17 protein-coding genes are annotated in these 19791 nt (G+C 72.5%); 2 read left to right on the forward strand and 15 right to left on the reverse strand.

The annotated features are described in order from the left end of the window. Positions 1-218 precede the first annotated feature (218 nt). From LHJ74_RS03225 to LHJ74_RS34110, 4 genes are all read right to left on the reverse strand, one after another. Positions 219-434: an I78 family peptidase inhibitor gene (locus LHJ74_RS03225; RefSeq protein ID WP_260215890.1), complete on the reverse strand. Its 216-nt coding sequence runs from the start codon at positions 432-434 to the stop codon at positions 219-221. A gap of 366 nt (positions 435-800) precedes the next feature. Continuing rightward, on the reverse strand, positions 801-1835 hold the full coding sequence (locus LHJ74_RS03230) for a helix-turn-helix transcriptional regulator (RefSeq protein WP_260215891.1): 1035 nt from the start codon (positions 1833-1835) through the stop codon (positions 801-803). A 96-nt stretch (positions 1836-1931) separates the two neighbouring features. Next, positions 1932-2807 carry a hypothetical protein gene (locus LHJ74_RS03235; protein ID WP_260215892.1) on the reverse strand — a complete coding sequence of 292 codons (876 nt, stop codon included), beginning with the start codon at positions 2805-2807 and terminating at the stop codon, positions 1932-1934. Between the two features lie 272 nt (positions 2808-3079). Next, positions 3080-3640, reverse strand: a complete 561-nt coding sequence (locus LHJ74_RS34110) for a LysM peptidoglycan-binding domain-containing protein (RefSeq protein WP_311203242.1) — start codon at positions 3638-3640, stop codon at positions 3080-3082. Between the two features lie 558 nt (positions 3641-4198). On the opposite strand from LHJ74_RS34110, the gene LHJ74_RS03250 reads away from it, so the two are divergent. Both LHJ74_RS03250 and LHJ74_RS03255 read left to right on the forward strand, forming a co-directional pair. Beyond that, entirely contained in the window at positions 4199-4984 is a 786-nt protein-coding gene (locus LHJ74_RS03250) for a DUF8842 C-terminal domain-containing protein (protein WP_511262214.1), read from the forward strand. Positions 4985-5073: 89 nt separating this feature from the next. Beyond that, positions 5074-5406, forward strand: a complete 333-nt coding sequence (locus LHJ74_RS03255) for a hypothetical protein (protein ID WP_375546646.1) — start codon at positions 5074-5076, stop codon at positions 5404-5406. 60 nt (positions 5407-5466) lie between these two features. Here LHJ74_RS03255 and der read toward each other — a convergent pair whose 3' ends face one another. The 11 genes from der to LHJ74_RS03310 form a co-directional block, all read right to left on the reverse strand. Continuing rightward, positions 5467-6933: a ribosome biogenesis GTPase Der gene (der, locus tag LHJ74_RS03260; RefSeq protein ID WP_260215893.1), complete on the reverse strand. Its 1467-nt coding sequence runs from the start codon at positions 6931-6933 to the stop codon at positions 5467-5469. Between the two features lie 61 nt (positions 6934-6994). Continuing rightward, on the reverse strand, positions 6995-7582 hold the full coding sequence (locus LHJ74_RS03265; protein ID WP_260215958.1) for a lysophospholipid acyltransferase family protein: 588 nt from the start codon (positions 7580-7582) through the stop codon (positions 6995-6997). A 92-nt stretch (positions 7583-7674) separates the two neighbouring features. After that, a complete protein-coding gene (gene cmk, locus LHJ74_RS03270) occupies positions 7675-8379 on the reverse strand; it encodes a (d)CMP kinase (protein ID WP_260215894.1) in 705 nt (234 codons plus the stop codon). A 142-nt stretch (positions 8380-8521) separates the two neighbouring features. Next, complete coding sequence (locus LHJ74_RS03275) at positions 8522-9610, reverse strand: prephenate dehydrogenase (RefSeq protein WP_260215896.1); 1089 nt, start codon at positions 9608-9610, stop codon at positions 8522-8524. Positions 9611-9825: 215 nt separating this feature from the next. Further along, on the reverse strand, positions 9826-11136 hold the full coding sequence (locus LHJ74_RS03280) for a pseudouridine synthase (RefSeq protein ID WP_260215897.1): 1311 nt from the start codon (positions 11134-11136) through the stop codon (positions 9826-9828). Then, the gene (gene scpB, locus LHJ74_RS03285) at positions 11136-11834 is read right to left on the reverse strand and encodes an SMC-Scp complex subunit ScpB (protein ID WP_260215898.1); all 699 of its coding nucleotides are present in this window, start codon (positions 11832-11834) and stop codon (positions 11136-11138) included. The genes LHJ74_RS03280 and scpB overlap by 1 nt, the downstream gene beginning before the upstream one ends. Next, the gene (locus LHJ74_RS03290; protein WP_446033481.1) at positions 11831-13141 is read right to left on the reverse strand and encodes a segregation and condensation protein A; all 1311 of its coding nucleotides are present in this window, start codon (positions 13139-13141) and stop codon (positions 11831-11833) included. The genes scpB and LHJ74_RS03290 overlap by 4 nt, the downstream gene beginning before the upstream one ends. 606 nt (positions 13142-13747) lie before the next feature. Beyond that, positions 13748-14500, reverse strand: a complete 753-nt coding sequence (locus tag LHJ74_RS03295) for a hypothetical protein (RefSeq protein ID WP_375546648.1) — start codon at positions 14498-14500, stop codon at positions 13748-13750. Next, the gene (locus tag LHJ74_RS03300) at positions 14485-15669 is read right to left on the reverse strand and encodes a ParA family protein (protein ID WP_260215899.1); all 1185 of its coding nucleotides are present in this window, start codon (positions 15667-15669) and stop codon (positions 14485-14487) included. Before LHJ74_RS03300 ends, LHJ74_RS03295 begins: the two co-directional genes overlap by 16 nt. Positions 15670-16030: 361 nt before the next feature. After that, complete coding sequence (gene ald / locus LHJ74_RS03305) at positions 16031-17146, reverse strand: alanine dehydrogenase (RefSeq protein WP_260215961.1); 1116 nt, start codon at positions 17144-17146, stop codon at positions 16031-16033. 173 nt (positions 17147-17319) lie between these two features. Continuing rightward, a complete protein-coding gene (locus LHJ74_RS03310; protein ID WP_260215900.1) occupies positions 17320-19464 on the reverse strand; it encodes a tetratricopeptide repeat protein in 2145 nt (714 codons plus the stop codon). Between the last annotated feature and the right edge of the window lie 327 nt (positions 19465-19791).

Here is a 19791-nt window from a genome sequence, read left to right on the forward strand (position 1 = left end):
CTGTCCCGTAACCCCTGGCGGGCGCACGACGACAGCTACGGCACCTCGCTGCGTGCCGGAACGCCCGGATACGCCCGGCATGAGGACGCCCCTCCGCCTTGCGAAGCACCGCATCTGACGCCGCGCGCTGATCCACCAGGGATCACGGGACAGCCCTCAGCTGTCCGGGGAGCAGCGGTTCGAGAAACCAGTCGGGGAGCAGGGCCGGGGCCGGGCGCTCAGCCCTTCCAGCACCGCACAACGACACCGTCCCGCACGGCGAGGTTGAGCCGCCCCGACAGGTACTCCATGGTGATGATCGCGTCCGGCGACAGGACTCGCACCGTCGTCCAGCCGCGCTCCCGGGCCCACTGCTCGGCGGCCTCGGCCGGGAGGCCGAGATACCTCTCGGGGTCGTCCTCGGGGAAGTAGAAGTCTGCGGAATCGGGTGCCATACCCGTCACCGTACGGGCCGGGTCCTGTCTGACAAAGAGCACCGTCCTCCCTGGGCCTCGGCGGTCCGGCAGGTGCCCCTCGGAGGGCGGCGGTACACCCGGAAGTCCCGGCGGTATCGGTACCGCGTCACGCTTCTGTCACAGCTACGGCCAGTCGGGCGACCAGTTATGCGCTCCGCCATACGGGTCAATTGTGCTCGTCGTATTTACACCGCGCGGAGAGAATCCCACCCGCCGGCCGGCCGAAAGGAATATGCCCGCTTTCGAATTCCGGCGGCTGCCGAGGAGAGGAAGATATGCGCCGGAGGTATTCCTTCCGGAACGGGGAGGCGGGGAGGCGGGGAGGGAGACGAGGGGCGGAAAGGGTCATTGCGGCCGCCGCGTGACCCCGGACTCTGCGGGCCCCGGTGCCGCTGCGGCCCGGGGCCCGGGGGGCGAGGGCTCGCCGAGTGCGCGGGTCAGCCGGTCCCGGATGGCCCTGATGTGGTCCGTCAGCTCGACCGGTTCGCGTACCTCGAAGTCGATACCGATCATCGCCAGATGGATGACCATCACGTCCAGCGCATGCGCGCCCGTACGCAGCAGACAGCTGTGCTCATCGACCGTCTCCAGCGTCCCCGAGGAAAGCGAGACCACTTCGGCCGCCCGTTCGATCGGGGCGTGCAGCAGCACGGTGGCCTGTGTGGCGTACGCCCGGGTGGACACCCCTTCGGAGACCCAGGCGGCCAGATCCTCGGCGGGAGGCGTGCGCGGGGCGAAGCGCGGCCCATGCGGCGGGCGGAGGGTGATGCGGTCGGCACGGTAGGTACGCCAGTCCTCGCGGTCCACGTCCCAGGCCACCAGATACCAGCGGCGCAGCGTGCTCACCAGACGGTACGGCTCGACGGTGCGCCGGGTGACGGCGCCGCCGTGCGCGAGGTACTCGAAGCGGACCCGCTCGTGGTCCCGGCAGGCGTGTGCCAGCACGGTGATGGTCTCCGCGTCGGCGGCGGGCCCGCCGGCCTTGCGGGTCATCGGCACGGTGTAGGCGTTGAGCGCGCTGACCCGGCGGCGCAGCCGGTGCGGCAGGACTTGCTCCAGCTTGGCGAGCGCCTGCGCGGACGCCTCCTCGATGCCCTGCACGCCGCCGTTCGCCGCGCCCCGCAGGCCGACGGCGACGGCGACGGCCTCCTCGTCGTCCAGCAGCAGTGGCGGCAGTTCGGCGCCCGCACCCAGCCGGTAGCCCCCGGCCGTGCCGGTCATCGAATGGACCGGGTATCCGAGCGCCCGCAGCCGGTCGATATCCCGGCGCACGGTGCGCGGGGTGACGCCCAGCCGTTCGGCGAGGTCCCCGCCCGACCATTCGCGGTGTGCCTGAAGCATTGAGAGCAGTCGCAGCAGACGTGCCGAGGTCTCCAACATGGCCCCGAGTCTGTCACCCGCTGCGGACGAGTTCTGTCCGCAAGCGGCTCCACCAGCGGCCCGGTGGCATGCCTGACAGCTCTGGGCACCGGCTCGTCAGCCCTCCGCCCGCTCCACGCGTACGGCCAGATCGTTGTCCCGCGTGTAGTAAGGCGTGGCCGTGCCGGTAGGTGTGGAACACGGCGGATAGCTGACCGTGCGCTGCTTCTCCGGCACGTCGTCGAGGATCCGGGCGATGCGCACCGGCCCCGCCGGCCGCTCCGCCGGATCGGCGCTCCCCGAAGGACGCAGCCACAGCTCCCACTCCCCCGCCCCCGGCAGCTCGGCGAGCGGCAGCGCGCTGCAGAAGAGCTCGCCCTCCTCCGCCCCGCAACGGGCTCCCACCGGGACATCCGCGGGGACGAACACCGGCTCCCGGTCCTGCTGCCGCGGCCGGGCCTCCAGACCGGCCCCGGTCGCGAGTTCCGCTCCGTACAGCCGCCCGCGCAGGGAGAGGACGCCGTCCTCGATCCACAGGTCCCCCACCTCGGCATGCGGCCAGCGCAGCCAGGCGCGGACGGAGAGGTTGCCGTGCCGGGTGGCGTAGGGGACCCGCACGCCCAGCCAGGTGCGGTGGGCGCCGGGCACCCGCTCGACCAGCGAGCTCAGATCACTGACTCCGGGCCGCAGCCGCTGCGGCCCGTCGTCGCCCAGCGAGACGTAGACGTCCCAGACCCCTTCGGCCAGCTGCACGGTGCTCGGCAGCGCAGCGCGCAGCCGGCCCTCGCCGAAGGGGAACAGGGGCAGTCTTACAGGACCCTCGGCGCCCGTGCCGCTGCCACGACGGTGGAGCAGGAGGGCGGCGTCCCAGCGCTCCTCTCCGTCGGGCAGCGCCAGGTCGAACGTCAGTCCGCCCGCGGAGTCCGCGGTGCAGTCGGCAGACGGTCCCGAGGGAACGGCTGCCGCTGCACCGGGCCTCCTCGGCAGGGTCATCTGACCCGTCCCGCAGGCACACGGGCGTGGACCGGGCGGGCACGGCGGACTGAGCCGGTTTGTTGCGAGATGTGCATGTTCCCCAGGTTTCACGGAGCCGCGCGTTCAGTCCCTCACTGCCCGCCTGACACCCCTGTAGACGACTGTCGCCCTGCCTGGGTTGGCCTCTTTCACCAGCTTGTTCTGGAAAGGTTCTGACATTGTGAGGCGATCAGGGGAACCCGGATGATCATTTCTCCGTCCCCGGAGGGACGACCGGGCGCGGACTGGCCCTAACCTGCCGCTCCGGGAATGACCAGCTCGGTTCCGATCTGCAGGTACCTCGGGTCCGGCCCGACGGCCTCCCGGTTGGCCTCGTGCAGCGCGGGCCAGCCGCCCGTGATGCCGTACCGCTGTGCGAGGTCGTACAGCGTGTCACCGGCCAGTACGACGTGGACGGGGCCCCGACCGTCCTCCGAGGTCGGTGGGGCCTGCGGGGTCTGGGCGGGTGGTGCCTCTGGTGTCGGTGTCGTCGGTGGTGCCTCTGAGCCCTCAGGCGCCTCTTCGGCCTCCGACGGTGCTTCCGTCGTCGACGCTGGTGAATCCTGGGACTCCTGGGACTCGTGTCCGGTGAGGCCGTAGCGCGCCGAGCAGACCGGCCAGGCTTCCCAGCCCTGTTCGGCGAGCACCCGGCGGGCGATCTCGATCTGCTGTTCAGGGGTCGCCAGATCCGCCCGCGCGGCGAACTCGAGCCCGCCATACGCCTCCCAGGTCGGCTGGTAGAACTGGAGCCCGCCGTAGTAGCCGTTTCCGGTGTTGCTGTCCCAGTGCCCGCTGCTCTCGCACTGGGCCATGCAGCTCCAGGGCCAGCCGTTCTCGGCACAGCCGGGTCCCGATTCCGATTCGGGCCCGGCGCTTGTATCGGAAGAAGTGGCGTGAGCGGAGCCGACGGGAAGCAATGCGGCGGCCACAGCGGCCACGGCAACGACTCCGGCACGCATACGAACACACATTTGCGACATCGGCACACGCTAGGCACGCCCCACCCCGTGTTCCGCACAGCCGCGCCCACGACGCGCGCACTCCCCACCCGGTCGGCGCACACATGAGCCCGGCGTACACGCCCTCACGGACCGGGGTGGCATCAAAGCCGCGCCGTCCGCCCGGAGGGCGGTGCGGGCGGGGGCTGCCGCGTGCGGCTGCGAAGGGGCGGAGGCGGCCTCGCAGTGGGCTACTCAGGGGCTGCGACAACGCAGCAGACGCCCGTGCCGGGCGCCGCCGCCAACGCGGGACTCTGACGCCGCCCCCAGGCCCGTGACCGCGACCGCCCCCGCCCGTTAGGCCCTGCGGACAGAAGCCCGACCCCGCGTGTTCCCGCCACCATCGAACCCGCAAGAAGCCAGGAGTCCCCCGTGCCACCCATGCTCGACGTCAGTGACGACGTACGCTCCGAGATCGGCGATGCAGAAGCCGCCCGGCTGCTCGCCGGGGAGAACTCCCCGGGCAGCTACGACTGCACGTCCTGCCGCACCCCCGGAGACACCGGGAGCGAGCGCACCAGCACCGTGCTGTTCCTGGGAGAGGAGACGGCGCTCCTCGCCTTCGCGCACGCCACCTGCATCCCGTCCCAGGTGGTGAAGGTCTCCGAGGAGCAGCTCCAGGGCGCGGTACGCACCATCACCGGTGATCAGCAGCAGGCCTCCGGACAAGGCTCCGGCGCCCGGCCTGCCGTGCTCAGCGTGACCTGCGGCCAGGTGCTGATCGACGGCACCCTGCACCCGGCGGTCGTCGTCGAGCCGAACAGCGCGATCAGCCGGCCGGGTTCGACCGGGCCCGGCGACGACTTCCTGCCGCTGCTCATCGAGCAGGGCTTCCGCCCGGTCTTCGATCTCTCGCAGGCCCCCGAGACCATCGAGGGCTGGTCCGTGCTGATGGCCATGGGCCAGTTGCACGGCATCCTCCAGCCGTCGGCGCAGGGCCACGGCCAGCCGACCTCGTGGTGGCAGGCGCACCAGCCGCTGCCGGTCACCGACGGCTGGCGGGTCGCGGCGAACAAGAGCCACACCGTGCTGGTGTACGCCGCGCCGACCGGTTCCATCGGGCAGCAGCCCCGCGAGGATCTGCTGCGCGAAGCGCTGGAGCGGGCGGCCGCGAACGGCTCGCTGGTGGCCGGGGCGATGCCGCTCACGGGCACCTGACCGGGGCGCCCCTCGAACGGATTCTTCGCGAACAGGTCATTTGCCGCCCGGCACCGCATCCGCCGGGCGGCGAATTCGTTTGAACTGTCGTGCAGCCCTACGAACCCTCCCGCGCCCGGAACCACCGCCACGGCCACGTACCCGGAATGCGCCCGCCCTTCACCGGTACGTACAGCGGCTCGGCCGCCGGCTCGGCCCGCGCCTCGGCCACGCCGATCTACGACAGCCTCTACGCCGAATACCAGCGGCTCTTCCGGGCCCTGCCCGGCGACCGCTCCGGCGAGGAGGAGCTGGCCTTCGAGCGCTTCAACACCGTCCACGGCACGGGCACGGGTTCCTGGAGCGCCCTCGCCCGGCGGCGCGGGGCGGCGCTCCCCGCGCTGCCGCCCGCCCCGCGTGACGGCAACCGCTACGACAGGTAGCGGCTGCCTCTGCTGCCTTCTCGGGGCCGCTGCTTTTCGGGCCCCTGCTTGCTCCGGCCGCTACTTCTTCCGGCCGCGCTTCTCCCGCACCCGCACCGACAGGTGGATCGGCGTCCCCTCGAAGCCGAACTCCTCGCGCAGCCGGCGCTCGATGAACCGCCGGTAGCCCGCCTCCAGGAAGCCGGAGGCGAACAGGACGAAGCGCGGCGGCTTCGTACCGGCCTGGGTGCCGAAGAGGACGCGCGGCTGCTTGCCGCCGCGCACCGGGTGCGGGTGGGAGGCCACGATCTCGCCGAGGAAGGCGTTCAGCCGCCCCGTCGGCACGCGTGTCTCCCAGCCGGCCAGTGCCGTCTCGATGCCGGGCACCAGCTTCTCCATGTGGCGGCCCGTACGCGCCGACACGTTGACCCGAGGGGCCCACTGGACCTGGACCAACTCGCGCTCGATCTCCCGCTCCAGATAGAAGCGGCGCTCCTCGTCGAGGGTGTCCCACTTGTTGTAGGCGAGCACGAGCGCCCGCCCCGCGTCCACCGCCATGCTGATGATCCGCAGGTCCTGCACGCTGATCGACTCGCTGACGTCGATGAGGACGACCGCGACCTCCGCCTTCTCCAGCGCGGCGGCGGTGCGCAGCGAGGCGTAGTAGTCGGCGCCCTCCTGCAGGTGCACCCGGCGCCGGATACCCGCGGTGTCCACGAACTTCCAGGTCTTGCCGCCCAGTTCGATCAGTTCGTCGACCGGGTCGCGGGTGGTGCCCGCGACGTCGTGGACGACGACACGGTCCTCGCCCGCCACCTTGTTGAGCAGTGACGACTTGCCGACATTGGGACGGCCGATCAGCGCGACCCGGCGGGGCCCGCCGAGGGCCGCGCCGAAGGTCTGCTCGGGCGCGTCGGGCAGCACCCGCAGGACCTCGTCCAGCATGTCGCCCGTGCCGCGCCCGTGCAGTGCGGACACCGGCTGCGGCTCACCGAGGCCCAGCGACCACAGGTAGGCGGCGTCCGCCTCGGCGGAGGGCCCGTCCACCTTGTTGGCGCACAGGACAACCGGCTTGCCCGCCCGGCGCAGCAGTTTGACCACGGCCTCGTCGGTGTCGGTCGCGCCGACCGTGGCGTCCACCACGAAGACCACCGCGTCGGCGGCCTCGATGGCGAACTCGGCCTGCGCGGCCACCGAGGCGTCGATGCCGAGCACGTCCTGCTCCCAGCCGCCGGTGTCGACGAGTTTGAAGCGGCGGCCCGCCCACTCCGCCTCATAGGTCACCCGGTCGCGGGTGACGCCGGGCCGGTCCTCGACGACTGCCTCCCGTCGGCCGATGATCCGGTTCACCAGGGTGGATTTGCCGACATTGGGACGGCCGATGACGGCGAGCACGGGCAGCGGGCCGTGCCCGGCCGCGTCCAGCGCGCCCTCGACCTCTTCAGGGTCGAAGCCCTCCTCGGCGGCGAGCTCCATGAACTCCGTGTACTCGGCGCCGCCGAGCTCACCGTGCTCGTGCCCGTCACCGGACTGGGTCTGGTCGTTCATGAAGTCTCGTCCTCGTTCGCTGTTCACGTCTGGTTCGCGGTCCGGCCCGGTCCGGCCCGGTTCAGCGGCCCGTGAGCGCTCTGGCCTCGGCCAGATGCCCGGTCAGCCGCTGCTGGATGCGCGCGGTCGCGGCGTCCAGGATCTTGCGCGTACGGAGGCCGGTGCCGTCCCCGGCCGCGAAGGGATCGCCGAAGACGACATCGACACGGGCGCGGAGCCTGGGCAGCCCGCCCATCACCCGGCTCGGCTGCTCGGCGCTGCCGAGCACCGCCACCGGTACGACTGGTGCTCCCGACCGTACGGCGAAATACGCAAGCCCGGCGCGCAGTGAGGCGAAATCGCCCTCGCCCCGGGTCCCCTCCGGGAAGATCCCCAGCACACCGCCCCCGTCGAGCACCGCCAGCGCGCTGCCGACCGCGGCACGGTCGGCCCCCGAGCGGTCCACCTTCAGCTGGCCGATGGCCCGGAGGAAGGGGTCGAGCGGGCCGACGAACACCTCCCGCTTGATCAGGAAGTGCACCGGCCGCGGGGCGGTGCCCAGCAGCATCGGGCCGTCGATCACATGCGAGTGGTTGACCGCCAGGATCAGCGGGCCACGCGCGGGCACCCGCCAGGCGCCGAGCACCCGCGGCCGCCACAGCCCGTGCATCACACCGATGCCGATCCGCCGCCCGGCCGCCGCGCCGGGCGGCGAGGGGGCGGCGAGGGCCGACGCGGACGACGGGGCCGAGGGCGTGCGGCTCACGTGGCCAGCTGCTTCTCTTCGACAAGGGTCACCACGCACTCGATGACCTGCTCCAGGGTCAGCTCCGTGGTGTCCACCTCGACGGCGTCGTCCGCCTGCTTCAGCGGGGACGTCTTCCGGCTGGAGTCGGCCGTGTCCCGGCGCAGCAGCGCCTCACGGGTGACCGACAGGTCTGCGGCGTCCTTGCCCTTCAGCTCGCCGCTGCGGCGGGCCGCCCGCACCTCGGGTGAGGCGGTGAGGAAGACCTTGAGGTCGGCGTCGGGCAGCACGGTGGTGCCGATGTCCCTGCCCTCGACGACTATGCCGTGGTGCGCCTCGCGGGCGATGCTGCGCTGCAGCTCCGTGATCCGGGCACGGACCTCGGGCACGGCGCTGACGGCGCTGACGGCCGCCGTGACCTCCTGGGTACGGATGGGGCCCGTCGCGTCGGCGCCGTCCGCGGTGATGGTGGGCGCGGCCGGGTCCGTACCGGAGACGATCACGGGCTTGCCCGCCGCGGCGGCGACGGCGGCCGGGTCGTTCACCTCGACGCCGTTGCTGAGCATCCACCAGGTCATCGCGCGGTACTGGGCCCCGGTGTCGAGATAGCTCAGGCCCAGCGCGGCGGCCACAGCCTTGGACGTGCTGGACTTCCCCGTGCCGGAGGGGCCGTCGATGGCGACGATGACGGGAGCCGGTGCGGTTTGCACGGTGGCGGACACCTTTCTCGAAACACGGGGGTATGGGCCGACGGGCCCGGCCCCAGGTTACCGGCTGCGGGATGGCCTCCCGCGCCCCGGTGGGCGCGGGAGGCCACGGCTCCGCCGCAGAGCCTGTCGGTGACCTTTGACCGGGGCGGCCTCGTCACTGCGCGCGGATGGCCCAGCCCCGCTCACGCAGTGCCGCGGTCAGCACCGGTGCCGCGCCAGGCTCCAGCATCAGCTGCACATGACCGGCCTGCTGGCCCGTGGCGTGCTCGATGCGTACGTCCTCGATGTTGACCCCGGCCGCTCCCGCGTCGGCGAAGATCCGTGCCAGCTCGCCGGGGCGGTCGCTGATGAGCACCGCCACCATCTCGTACACGGCCGGCGCCTGGCCGTGCTTGCCGGGCACCCGGGAGCGGCCCGAATTGCCCCGGTGGAGGACGTCCTCGATCCCGAGCACGCCGCCGCCGCGCTTCTCCTCGTCCGCGGAGTCCAGCGCGCGCAGCGCCCGCACGGTCGCCTCCAGGTCCGTCGCGACGGCCGCCAGCACATCGGCCACCGGCCCCGGATTCGCCGAGAGGATCTCCACCCACATGCCCGGATCGGAGGCGGCGATGCGGGTGACGTCGCGGATGCCCTGGCCGCACAGCCGTACCGCCGTCTCGTCGGCGGTCTCCAGCCGGGCCGCCACCAGGCTCGACAGGAGCTGCGGCGTGTGCGAGACGAGCGCCACGGCGCGGTCGTGCGCGTCGGCGTCCATCATCACCGGCACGGCCCGGCACAGGGCGACCAGCTCCAGGGCGAGGTTGAGCACCTCGGTGTCGGTCTCGGGCGTGGGTGTGAGCACCCACGGCCGGCCCTCGAAGAGGTCGGCCGTCGCCGCGAGCGGGCCGGACTTCTCCCGCCCGGACATGGGGTGCGTTCCGAGATAGCTGCTCAGGTCGCAGCCCTGGGCGCGCAGCTCGCGGCGCGGCCCGCCCTTGACGCTGCCGACATCGATATAACCGCGGGCCAGGCCGAGGCGCTGCGCGCCGGTCACCGCCTCGGCGATGTGCGCGGGCGGTACGGCCAGGATGGCCAGGTCGACCGGGCCCTCGGGCTCATCCGCGGTGCCCGCGCCCAGGGCCGCGGCCGTACGGACGTGCTCCGGGGCGTGGTCGCGCAGATGCACCCGCACACCGCGGGCGGCGAGCGCGAGCGCGGCGGAGGTGCCGATCAGGCCGGTGCCGATGACGAGGGCGGTACGCATGGGCGGGCGGTTTCCTTGCCGGGTGCGGGGAAGCGGGCGTGCGGGTTGGCTGGTGCGTGGTGGCCGGTGCGTGGTGCCGGGCGCCTGATGTCGGGCCGCGGGCGGGCCGCCGCCGGACGGCCCGGCGGCCGACTGCCACGGCGGCCGCTGTCACGACGGCCGGGAACTCACCCGCCCGGCCGGTGGACGGTCGCCGCGCGTGCCGACGCCGGAAGTCAGAGGCCGACCTCCTGCATCAGCATGCCCACCTCGGGGTTGGTCAGCCGACGGAGCCAACCGGACTTCTGGTCACCCAGGGGGATGGGACCGAAGCGCGTCCGGACGAGCCGGTCGACCGGGAAACCGGCCTCCGAGAGCATGCGGCGCACGATGTGACGGCGGCCCTCGTGCAGCGAGACCTCGACGAGGTAGTTCTTGCCGGTGTTCTCGACGACCTTGAAGTGGTCGGCGCGTGCGTAGCCGTCGTCCAGCTTGATGCCGTTCTTGAGCTGCTTGCCCAGGTCACGCGGGATCGGGCCCTGGATCGCGGCGAGATAGTGCTTCTGCACGCCGTAGCGGGGGTGAGTGAGGCGGTGGGCCAGCTCACCGTGGTTGGTGAGGAGGATGAGGCCCTCCGTCTCGGTGTCCAGACGCCCGACGTGGAAGAGCCGCGTCTCGCGGTTCTGGACGTAGTCGCCCAGGCACTGGCGGCCCTCCGGGTCCTCCATGGAGGAGACGACACCGGCCGGCTTGTTCAGCGCGAAGAAGAGGTACGACTGGGTGGCTATGGTCAGCCCGTCGACCTTGATCTGGTCCTGGTCGGAGTCGACCCGCAGCCCCTGCTCCAGGACGATCTCGCCGTTGACCTCGACCCGCGCCTGCGCGATCAGGTCCTCGCAGGAGCGGCGCGAGCCCATGCCCGCGCGTGCGAGCACCTTCTGGAGACGCTCGCCCTCCACCTCCCCGAAGGTCTTGGGCAGCTTCGCCGGTCCGTCGCTGTGGCGCGCGCGATTGCGCTCCTCGATCTGCGCCTCGTACTCACGGGGGCGAGCGGGGGCCGACGGCTTACGGGCACGGCTTTTGGGGGCGCCGCTCTTGGTCACGGTCCTGGGCGCGGGGCCCTTGGATCCGGCCTTGGATCCGGCCTTGGATCCGGCCTTGGAGCCCGCCGCCGGACCCCTGCCGCCGGTCGCGGGCTTACCCGCCGAGGGCCTGCCGCCACCTGCGGGTTTGCCGCCGCCTGCGGAGGGCTTGCCACCCGCTGCGGGCCTGCCGCCCGCGGAAGGCTTGCCGCCCGCCGAGGGCTTGCCACCGGACGGGGCCTTGCTTCCCGGCCGGGCCGTCGGGCGGCCGCCGGCCTCATGGCGGCGCTCCTCCGGGCGCGGGCGGCCCGACGAGCGCTGCTCCCTGTCGTCGCCCGCCTTGGCCGCGCCGGACCCGCCACGGGCCGACCCGCCGCGCGGGGACGCGCCGCGAGGTGCTCCCTGGCTACCCCTGCCCTTACTGTCTCGGTTTCCGCTGGTGTTCCTGCCGCTACTGCTTCGCATCAAAGATCCGTCGTCTGGGTGTCGCCGCTGTCGTCTGGGTCGAACGACGGAATACCCTCCTGTGTCTCCCCCTCGACCGCGTCCGCCTCTGGAAGGAAGGGCGCCAGTTCCGGCAGCTCGTCCAGGCCACGCAGGCCCATTCGCTCCAGGAAGTAATTCGTCGTCCTGTACAGGATCGCACCTGTTTCGGGTTCCGCGCCCGCCTCGGCCACCAGACCCCGCTGGAGGAGGGTACGCATCACCCCGTCACAGTTCACTCCGCGCACCGCGGAGACCCTCGAACGGCTGACCGGCTGCCGGTAGGCGACCACCGCCAGCGTCTCCAGCGCGGCCTGCGTGAGCCTGGCCTGCTGGCCGTCCAGCACGAAGCGTTCCACCGCCTCCGCGTATTCCGGGCGGGTGTAGAAGCGCCAGCCGCCCGCGACCATGCGCAGCTCGAAGCCGCGCCGCTGGCGGGCGTAGTCATCGGCAAGTTCCTTGAGGGCGTCCGAGACGGCGCGGCGAGGGCGCTCCAGCACCTTGGCCAGCTGCTCCTCGGTCGCCGGTTCGTCGACGACCATGAGAACGGCCTCCAGCGCGGGCCTCAGTTCCAGCTCCGCGACGCCGTCCCTGCCCGCGAGGTCCGTGCCCGCGAGGTCGCGGTCGTCCGGTGCGGGGTGAATCCCCGCCTCGCGGATCTCGTACGTCTCCTCGCTCATGCCTCTCGCTCCTCCGGTCCGGGTGCGGGCACGGAACGGGACGGGCGCCGCGCCTCCTGATCGAACTCGTCGGTCACCAGCGGACGGGCCGCTCCCCCGCCTTCCTCACCGTTCCAGCGGACGGTGAGCGTGCCCAGCGCCTCCTCCTGGTCGAGCGTGACCGCGCGCTCCCGGTAGAGCTCCAGCAGGGCCAGGAACCGGGCGACGACGGTGAGGGTGTCGGGGGCGTCCTCGGTGAGCGTCCCGAAGCTGGCTTCGCCCAGCTCGCGCAGCAGTCCCATCACCACCTCCGCCTGCTCGCGCACGCTGACCAGCGGTGCGTGGATGTGTTCGACGTACACCTGCGGCTTCGGCCGGGGCCGCATCGCCTTGACGGCGAGCTGGGCGAACCCCTCCGGACCGATACGGAGCGCCACCTCCGGCAGCAGGTCGGCGTGGTGCGGCTCCAGACCGACCGTACGGGGGTAACGGCGCCCCTCGGTGGCCAGCCGGTCCGCGAAGATCGCCGCGATCTCCTTGTACGCGCGGTACTGGAGCAGCCGGGCGAACAGCAGGTCACGTGCCTCCAGCAGCGCGAGATCCCCCTCGTCCTCCACCTCGGCCGAGGGCAGCAGCCGCGCCGCCTTCAGATCCAGCAGGGTGGCGGCGACGACGAGGAACTCGGTTGTCTGGTCGAGGTCCCAGTCCGGCCCCATGGCACGGATGTGCACCATGAACTCGTCGGTGACCCTGGAGAGGGCGACCTCGGTCACATCGAGCTTGTGCTTCGAGATGAGCTGCAGCAGAAGATCGAAAGGGCCCTCGAAGTTGTCGAGCACGACCTTGAACCGACCGTCATCCACGTCGGCCGCCTCCGGCGGCCCCTCTCCCCCATGGCGCGCGTCGGCCGCGCCCTCCTGTGGCACCTCGCGCGGGCGTCCGGCCTCCTGCGCGGCACCGGGCTCCGCCCGGTCCGACGGTCCCCGTTCCTCACGCAGCCCGCCCTCGCTCGGCGCCGGGCAGTCCACGGAAGCCGCCCTCGCGCCCGGCTCCGGCCCGCCGGCCCCCCGCACGGGGGCCGCCGGGCGCTGCGGCGCGGCATCAAGCTGCGCCGCCCCCGCATCCGGCTCCCGCCCGGTGGCCCGGCCCTGGTCCGAGGCCCCGCGCCGGGCTCCGGGCTCCGGCGCGGCGTCAGACTCCGGCCAGCCGGGCTCATCACGCAGTCCGCCTCCGTGCGGGGCCAGCCAATCCCCGGAGGGCGCCTCCGCATCCGGCTCCGGGATGGCCGGCTCCTGTGCGGTTCCCGTCCCGGCGGGGTGTCCGGGCAGGGCGGTCTTCTGTGGAGCATCCGGGCGCGCACCGGTGCCGAGTGCGGCAGGAGGGCCAACGGGGGCCGTGGGCCCTGCGGAGGGCTGTGGGGAGGGCGGGGCCGGGTGAGGCTCGCTCGGGCGGATGTCCGGTCGGGTCGTCGGCTCGGCCGGAGCGCTCTCCATGGCGGCGGCCGGGCTCCCGGCCGGGGCCTGTCGGCTCTCGACCACGGCGGCAGGCTGCGGCTCCGGAGGTACGGGCTCCGCAGGTACCGGCTCCGCGGGTACGGGCGGCGGGTCGGGGTTCCGCTCGCGTCGAGCGGCGGGCTCCGGCGCCCCCGGCGCAGACGCAGCCGTACCCGGGCCGCGGCCCAGGGGGCGGCGGCCACGGGTGGCCGGTGCGTCGTCGTCGGATGTCGGCATCGCCGGGCAGCGTACTGGGCAACGCCCGGCCATGACGCCCAGGCTCACCCCACGGGCGGCTGCGGTTTCTGCCGGGCAGCAAGGGCCTGTCCGGCGGATCTTCGAGGATCAGCCAGCGGGGGCCTCCCGGCCGCCAGCCCCAAGGGGAGTCCGGCCCCGGCGAGATTCCAACGGAGAGACCCACCGAGCAGGCTCCAGGGCCGGTCAGCGGCCCCGCAGGCGGCGGACGAGGATGCTCGCGTCACCGCGGGATTCGAGATCGGCGAGAACCACCGCGACGGCCTCCCGGACGATGCGGCCTCGGTCCACCGCGAGGCCGTGCTCGCCGCGCAGCACAAGCCGCGCGTGCTCCAGGTCCATCAGCTCCTCGGCCGACACATAGACCGTGATCTTCTCGTCGTGGCGTTCGCGACCGCTGGGCCGCCGGTTCGCCGCGCGGCTGCGGCGGCTGCCCGAGCCTCCGGTGCCTTGGCGGCCCTTGGCCTGGCCTCCCCGGGGAGAGGCCGCCGCCTGGGCCCCCCGCCCGCTGATCGGTCTGCGCGCGTCCTGCTGGTCCTGCGCGTACGCCGCCGATCCCGAGGCGTCATTCCCAGCCGCGCCGCCGGCCACGCCCGGAGCCGCGTTCCGCCCCTGGCGGCCCGCCGAAGGGCCGGAGTCCTGCCCCGGCACCGACGCGGGTGCGCCGGAGCGCTGTTCGCGCCCGTAGTGCTCCCCGGTACCGTCGGCCGGGGTGGCAGCGTCCGTGGGGGCGTCGGCAGAGGTGTTCTCGCCGTCGTCCGCCGTGGTGTGCTCACCGGTTTCCCGGTTCTCTCCGGTGCGCTCACGCGCCGGTTCACCCGCGGGCGCGGGCACCCGCGGTTCACCACCCTGCTGCTGCGGGGCCGACGGCTGGACCGCGGATCCCCCTGTCGTACGGAACAGTTCATCGGCTGCCGGAAGACTCACTCGGCGGGGCACCGGGCGAGCACCTCCCTGGCGAGCTGTCGGTAGGCCGCAGCGCCGACGGAGTTGGAGGCGTAGGTCGTGATCGGTTCGCCCGCGACCGTGGTCTCGGGGAATCTGACCGTGCGTCCGATGACGGTGTGGTAGACGTGCTCGTCGAAGGCTTCGACGACTCTGGCCAGCACCTCACGGCTGTGCACCGTGCGCGAGTCGTACATGGTGGCCAGGATCCCGTCGAGCTCCAGTTCCGGGTTGAGCCGCTCCTGCACCTTCTCGATCGTCTCGGTCAGCAGCGCCACGCCGCGCAGCGCGAAGAACTCGCACTCCAGCGGAACGATCACCTTGTGCGCGGCGGTGAGCGCGTTGACCGTCAGCAGGCCCAGCGACGGCTGGCAGTCGATGACGATGAAGTCGTAGTCCGGCAGCAGCGGCGTGAGGGCACGCTGGAGTGTCGACTCCCGCGCGACCTCGCTGACCAGCTGCACTTCGGCAGCCGACAAGTCGATATTGCTGGGCAGCAGGTCCATGCCCGCGACCGCCGTCTTCAGCAGCACCTCGTCGGCCGCCATGCGGCGCTCCATGAGGAGGTTGTAGACGGTGAGGTCCAGTTCCATCGGGTTGACCCCGAGGCCCACGGAGAGGGCGCCCTGCGGGTCGAAGTCGACGAGCAGCACCCGGCGCCCGTACTCGGCGAGGGCGGCACCCAGATTGATGGTCGAGGTGGTCTTGCCCACCCCGCCCTTCTGGTTGCACATCGCGATGATCTTGGCGGGGCCGTGGTCGGGAACGGGGCCCGGGATAGGGAAGTAAGGGAGTGGCCGCCCGGTCGGTCCGACCCGCTCACGACGCTGACGGGCGGCGTCGGGCGCGAGTGTGGCCGCGTACTCGGGGTCGGGCTCGTACTCCGCGTCGGGGTCGTAGAAATGCCCCTGGGGCAGTTCGCCGTATTTCAGGTCGTAGTCGGCGAGTCGGTTGGCGGACTGACCGCCGGTAGCGTCGCCGGCCATGGCGTTCACGTAGTGGCCGTCCATGCTCTGGTGGGCTGTCGCTCTCGGTGAGGGGCTCTGGTGGGCGGTGAACGTGCGGACAGCGACGGAGCCGACAGCCTCGGGCCGCGCGGGGTCCTGGCCCCGTACCGGCGCTCCTGGTTGACCACCCCCGGGAGTAAATGTCGACTCATTCACAAGTCGTCCTACCTCCTTGGCGACCAGGAAACATCTAGACAGGTCAGCGTTGCACCATGCCGACGTTTGGCGACTCTATGGCGTGTCGGTGGTTCACAGCAACACAATCCGCCGGAGTCAGCACGATGTGTCGGCAATCGAACGTGCCGCTGTCAAGGCCGTAGGGGGCGCATCCGCGAGGTTTCACCACCGCGCGAATCGGTTAAACAGTTATGTTCAAGGCGAGTTGACTTGCGATTGTGCCGCAGGCGCGCCGCGGGACACGCCGCCGGCCCGCCCCCGTATCCGGAAGGCGGGCCGGTGACGTGACGTTGCTGACGTTGACGCAGGGCGTCAAACGGCTACTCGGAACGTCGACTTGTCAGCTCAGCAACTGCGTCAGGTCATGGGCCGGCAGTCCGTGCGCCTCCGCGACCGGGCCGTAGACGACCGCACCCTCATGGGTGTTGAGGCCCTTGGCCAGTGCCGCGTCCCGGCGCAGCGCTTCCCGCCAGCCGCGGTTCGCCAGCTCCACGATGTACGGCAGTGTGGCGTTGGTGAGCGCGTAGGTCGAGGTGTTCGGCACCGCGCCGGGCATGTTGGCGACGCAGTAGAAGACGGAGTCGTGCACCCGGAAGGTCGGTTCGGCGTGCGTGGTCGGCCGGGAGTCCTCGAAGCAGCCGCCCTGGTCGATCGCGATGTCGACAAGGACACTGCCCGGCTTCATCCGCGAGACCAGCTCGTTGGTGACCAGCTTCGGCGCCTTGGCCCCGGGGATCAGCACGGCACCGATCACCAGGTCGGCCTCGAGCACGGCCTGCTCCAGCGAGTAGGCGTTGGACGCCATCGTCTGCACCGTGGTGCCGAAGACCCGGTCGGCGTCTCGCTGCTTGTTCACGTCCTTGTCGAGCAGCGTGACATGGAAGCCCATGCCGACCGCGATCTGGGTGGCGTTCCAGCCCGAGACGCCACCGCCGATGATGACCGCGCGCCCCGCGCTCGTGCCCGGCACGCCGCCGGGCAGCACGCCGCGCCCGCCGGCCGAGCGCATCAGGTGGTAGGCGCCGACCTGCGGCGCGATCCGGCCCGCGACCTCGGACATCGGGGCGAGCAGCGGGAGGCTGCCGTTGGCGCTCTCCACCGTCTCGTACGCGATGGCCGTGGTCCCCGACTCCAGGAGCGCGTCGGTGCAGGCGCGGGAGGCGGCGAGATGCAGGTAGGTGAAGAGCGTCTGGTCCTTGCGGAGCCGGTGGTACTCCTCCGCTATCGGCTCCTTGACCTTCAGCAGCAGGTCCGCGGTCGCCCAGACGGCGTCGGCATCGGCCTGGATGACGGCGCCGGCCGCGATGTACTCCTCGTCCGTGATGGAGGAGCCGGATCCGGCTCCCCGCTGCACATGGACCTCGTGTGCGTTTCGCACGAGTTCATGCACGCCGGCCGGGGTGATGGCCACGCGGAACTCGTTGTTCTTGACCTCGGTGGGGATGCCGACCTTCACGTCGATCACAGTCCTTGCCTGGAAGGGTGCGGGTGAGACCGAGGGGAACCCTTGCACATCAGCATATAGGGGTGGATGCCGGATGCCCTTGGGAAGTCCACGGCCAGACAAGTTTAATGAAGGATCGACCCCTGTCCAGCCTTGCAAAGCTTCAATTCTTGCGCAGAAGGCTATTAGTTTCGCAGGTTGCGTCCGGCGATGGCGGAGGTATCACCACTCGTCTCCGACTCCTCACCCTGCGTGCTTCCCGCGGGCCACCCGAGGAGCCCTTCGGCGGCGTCGCGGTGCGCCTGCGCCGTCACCGGGTCGTCGGCCCGGTCGCAGGCGTCCGCCAGCCGGAGCCGCAGCACCGCCTGCAGCCCGTCGTCGCCGGACCGGCGCGCGGCGGCGAGCGCCTCCTGTGCGGTCCGGAGCGAGTCGTACGGACGGCCGGCGAAGTCCAGCACCCGTGCGACCTCACTCAGGGCCCGCGCGTTCCCGAGCTGGTCCCGCAGCCTGCGGTGCACCGCCGCCGCGGCCCGCCACTCGCGCAGCGCGTCCCCCCAGCGCCCCTCGTGCAGATGCGCGGCGCCGAGGCGGCCGTGCAGCCGGGCGGCCGAGGGCAGGTCGCCGTCCGTCTGGCGCAGCGCGAGCGCGCGGTCGTACCAGTCGGCGGCACGGGCCCAGTCGCCTAGCTCGGCGTACGCACCGCCCAGCGACTCCAGGGCACGGGCAACCGCGGCGTGGTCGCCGCAGGCGCGGGAGGCGTCCAGCGCCGCGCGGTAGCGGGTGACGGCCTGTTCGAGGCGGCCCCAGCGGGCGTCCTGGTCCGCGAGGTTGAGCAGCGCCGCCGTCCGTTCCCGCTGCAGGTCGCGGCGCTCCGCGACGCACAGGACCAGCTCGTGCAGCCGGTAGATCTCAGGTGCGGACTCCTCCGGAGTGCGGTGCGCGCCGAAGGCGCGGGACAGCGCGTGGATCAGGCGGCGCGCGAGGGTGTCCAGTTCACCGCCGCCCTCCGCGACGGCCAGCTGGGCGGCGGCGAGTATCGCGGCACGGCGCAGCTCCAGCCAGCGGCCGGCCTCGGCGGCACTGGTGAAGCGCAGTTCGCGGGGCAGGCCCGCCAGTTTCTTCCGGGCGGGTGAGCCGGTCGGCTCCCTCACGGCCCAGCACGCCTGCAGTCGGCGCACGGTCCGCTCCAGCATCCTGGCCCGGGCCAGCATCAGCTCCGCGGGCCGCTCCTCCGCCTCCAGCGCGGCGCGCAGCAGCGGGTCGAGGCAGCCTGGCACCGTGTAGCAGCGTTCCCACGGGGGCGGCGCGTACGCCCGCCCGCCCGCGCCGTGAGCTGCGACGCCGTGGCCTGCCGTGGCGGGCTCCCCGGTGCGGTGGTGCAGCAGACCCAGTTCCGTCAGCTCCTCCAGCGCCGCGCCCGCGGCGTCCACCCCGCAGCCCGCGAGGGCGGAGGCGGTGTGCGCGTCCACCACACCGGCCGGTGCGAGTGCGAGCAGCCGCAGCAGCCTGGCGGCGGAGCGCGGCAGCGAGGCGTGCACGAGGCGGAAGGCGCGGGCGAGGAAGTCGGTGTTCCGCTCCTCGGGCGGTGCGGGCACGGCCTCCAGCCGCGCGGTCGCGTCGGAAACCGACAGCTTGGGCTGGGCGGCCAGCCAGCCGCCGATCAGGCGCAGGGCGGCGGGCAGATCGCCGCACGCCTCCGCCAGCGACTCGGCACGGCGCGGGTCGACGGTGATCCGTGGGGCGGCTCCGGCCCAGCCGCGCAGGAGTTCGACAGACGCGGCCCGGTCCAGGCCGCCCAGCGTGCAGGGCCGTACGTCGGGCACGCCGGTCAGCGGTCCGGCGGCGACAGCCACGACGAGGCAGTCGCGGCTGTCGGGCAGCAGTTCGAGCAGCTGCTCGGGGTGATGGACGTCGTCGAGCAGCAGCAGGGCACGGCGGCCGGAAAGGGCGGCGCGCAGCTCGGCGGTCAGATCGTCCTGGTCGGCGCCGGGCGGTGCCGCCCCGTGCCCCAGTGCGCCGAGCAGATCGCGGACGGTGCGCTCGATGGGCACCGGCGACCCGCCCGGATCGAGCAGCCGGGCCCGCAGGACGCCGTCCGGGTAGTCCCCGGCCAGCTGCCGGGCCAGCTCCTCGGCCAGCGTGGTGCGGCCGGAGCCGGGGCGGCCAGCGATGAGCAGGACACGGCTCTGCGGGGCCGGACGGCCGGAGAGGGTGTGAAGACCGGCGCGTTCGATGTCCGCCCGCAGTTCGCGCAGTTCGCGTACGCGACCCGTGAATCCGCCCGCCGCGTACGGACTCGGCCCACCGCCCCGCACCGCCTGATCCGTCACGGGCCACGCTCCCGTCCCTCTGAGCCGTGCGTACGAGCCCGCTCGCGGGCGCGAGCGGGCTCACCGAGCGTAAGTCACCCGGACCCGCTCCCGTCGGAGCGCATGGCTGACGGCTACGGCAAAGATCACCGCATCGGATCACCGCACTCGGCCGCGGCCGGTGGATCTCCCCGGTCCCGCCCCCTCCCGGCCCGTTCGGCATGCGGCTCCGCCGTGCGGGGAGGCTCCGCCCCGGACCCGGTCCTCAAACGCCGGACAGGCTGGAGAGCAGCCCTTCCGGCCTTTGAGGACCAGCCCCGCGAACCCGGCGGGATCCAAACGACAGGC

It is taken from the genome of Streptomyces gossypii (genome assembly GCF_025165795.1).
Taxonomy (GTDB): Bacteria; Actinomycetota; Actinomycetes; order Streptomycetales; family Streptomycetaceae; genus Streptomyces; species Streptomyces gossypii.

Excerpts from the sequence above, each read along its gene's own strand:
- LHJ74_RS03225 (WP_260215890.1), bottom strand. The coding sequence starts at position 434 with ATGGCACCCGATTCCGCAGACTTCTACTTCCCCGAGGACGACCCCGAG.
- LHJ74_RS03230 (WP_260215891.1), bottom strand. The coding sequence starts at position 1,835 with ATGTTGGAGACCTCGGCACGTCTGCTGCGACTGCTCTCAATGCTTCAG.
- LHJ74_RS03235 (WP_260215892.1), bottom strand. The coding sequence starts at position 2,807 with ATGACCCTGCCGAGGAGGCCCGGTGCAGCGGCAGCCGTTCCCTCGGGA.
- LHJ74_RS34110 (WP_311203242.1), bottom strand. The coding sequence starts at position 3,640 with ATGGCCCAGTGCGAGAGCAGCGGGCACTGGGACAGCAACACCGGAAAC.
- der (WP_260215893.1), bottom strand. The coding sequence starts at position 6,933 with ATGAACGACCAGACCCAGTCCGGTGACGGGCACGAGCACGGTGAGCTC.
- LHJ74_RS03265 (WP_260215958.1), bottom strand. The coding sequence starts at position 7,582 with ATGCACGGGCTGTGGCGGCCGCGGGTGCTCGGCGCCTGGCGGGTGCCC.
- LHJ74_RS03275 (WP_260215896.1), bottom strand. The coding sequence starts at position 9,610 with ATGCGTACCGCCCTCGTCATCGGCACCGGCCTGATCGGCACCTCCGCC.
- LHJ74_RS03280 (WP_260215897.1), bottom strand. The coding sequence starts at position 11,136 with ATGCGAAGCAGTAGCGGCAGGAACACCAGCGGAAACCGAGACAGTAAG.
- scpB (WP_260215898.1), bottom strand. The coding sequence starts at position 11,834 with ATGAGCGAGGAGACGTACGAGATCCGCGAGGCGGGGATTCACCCCGCA.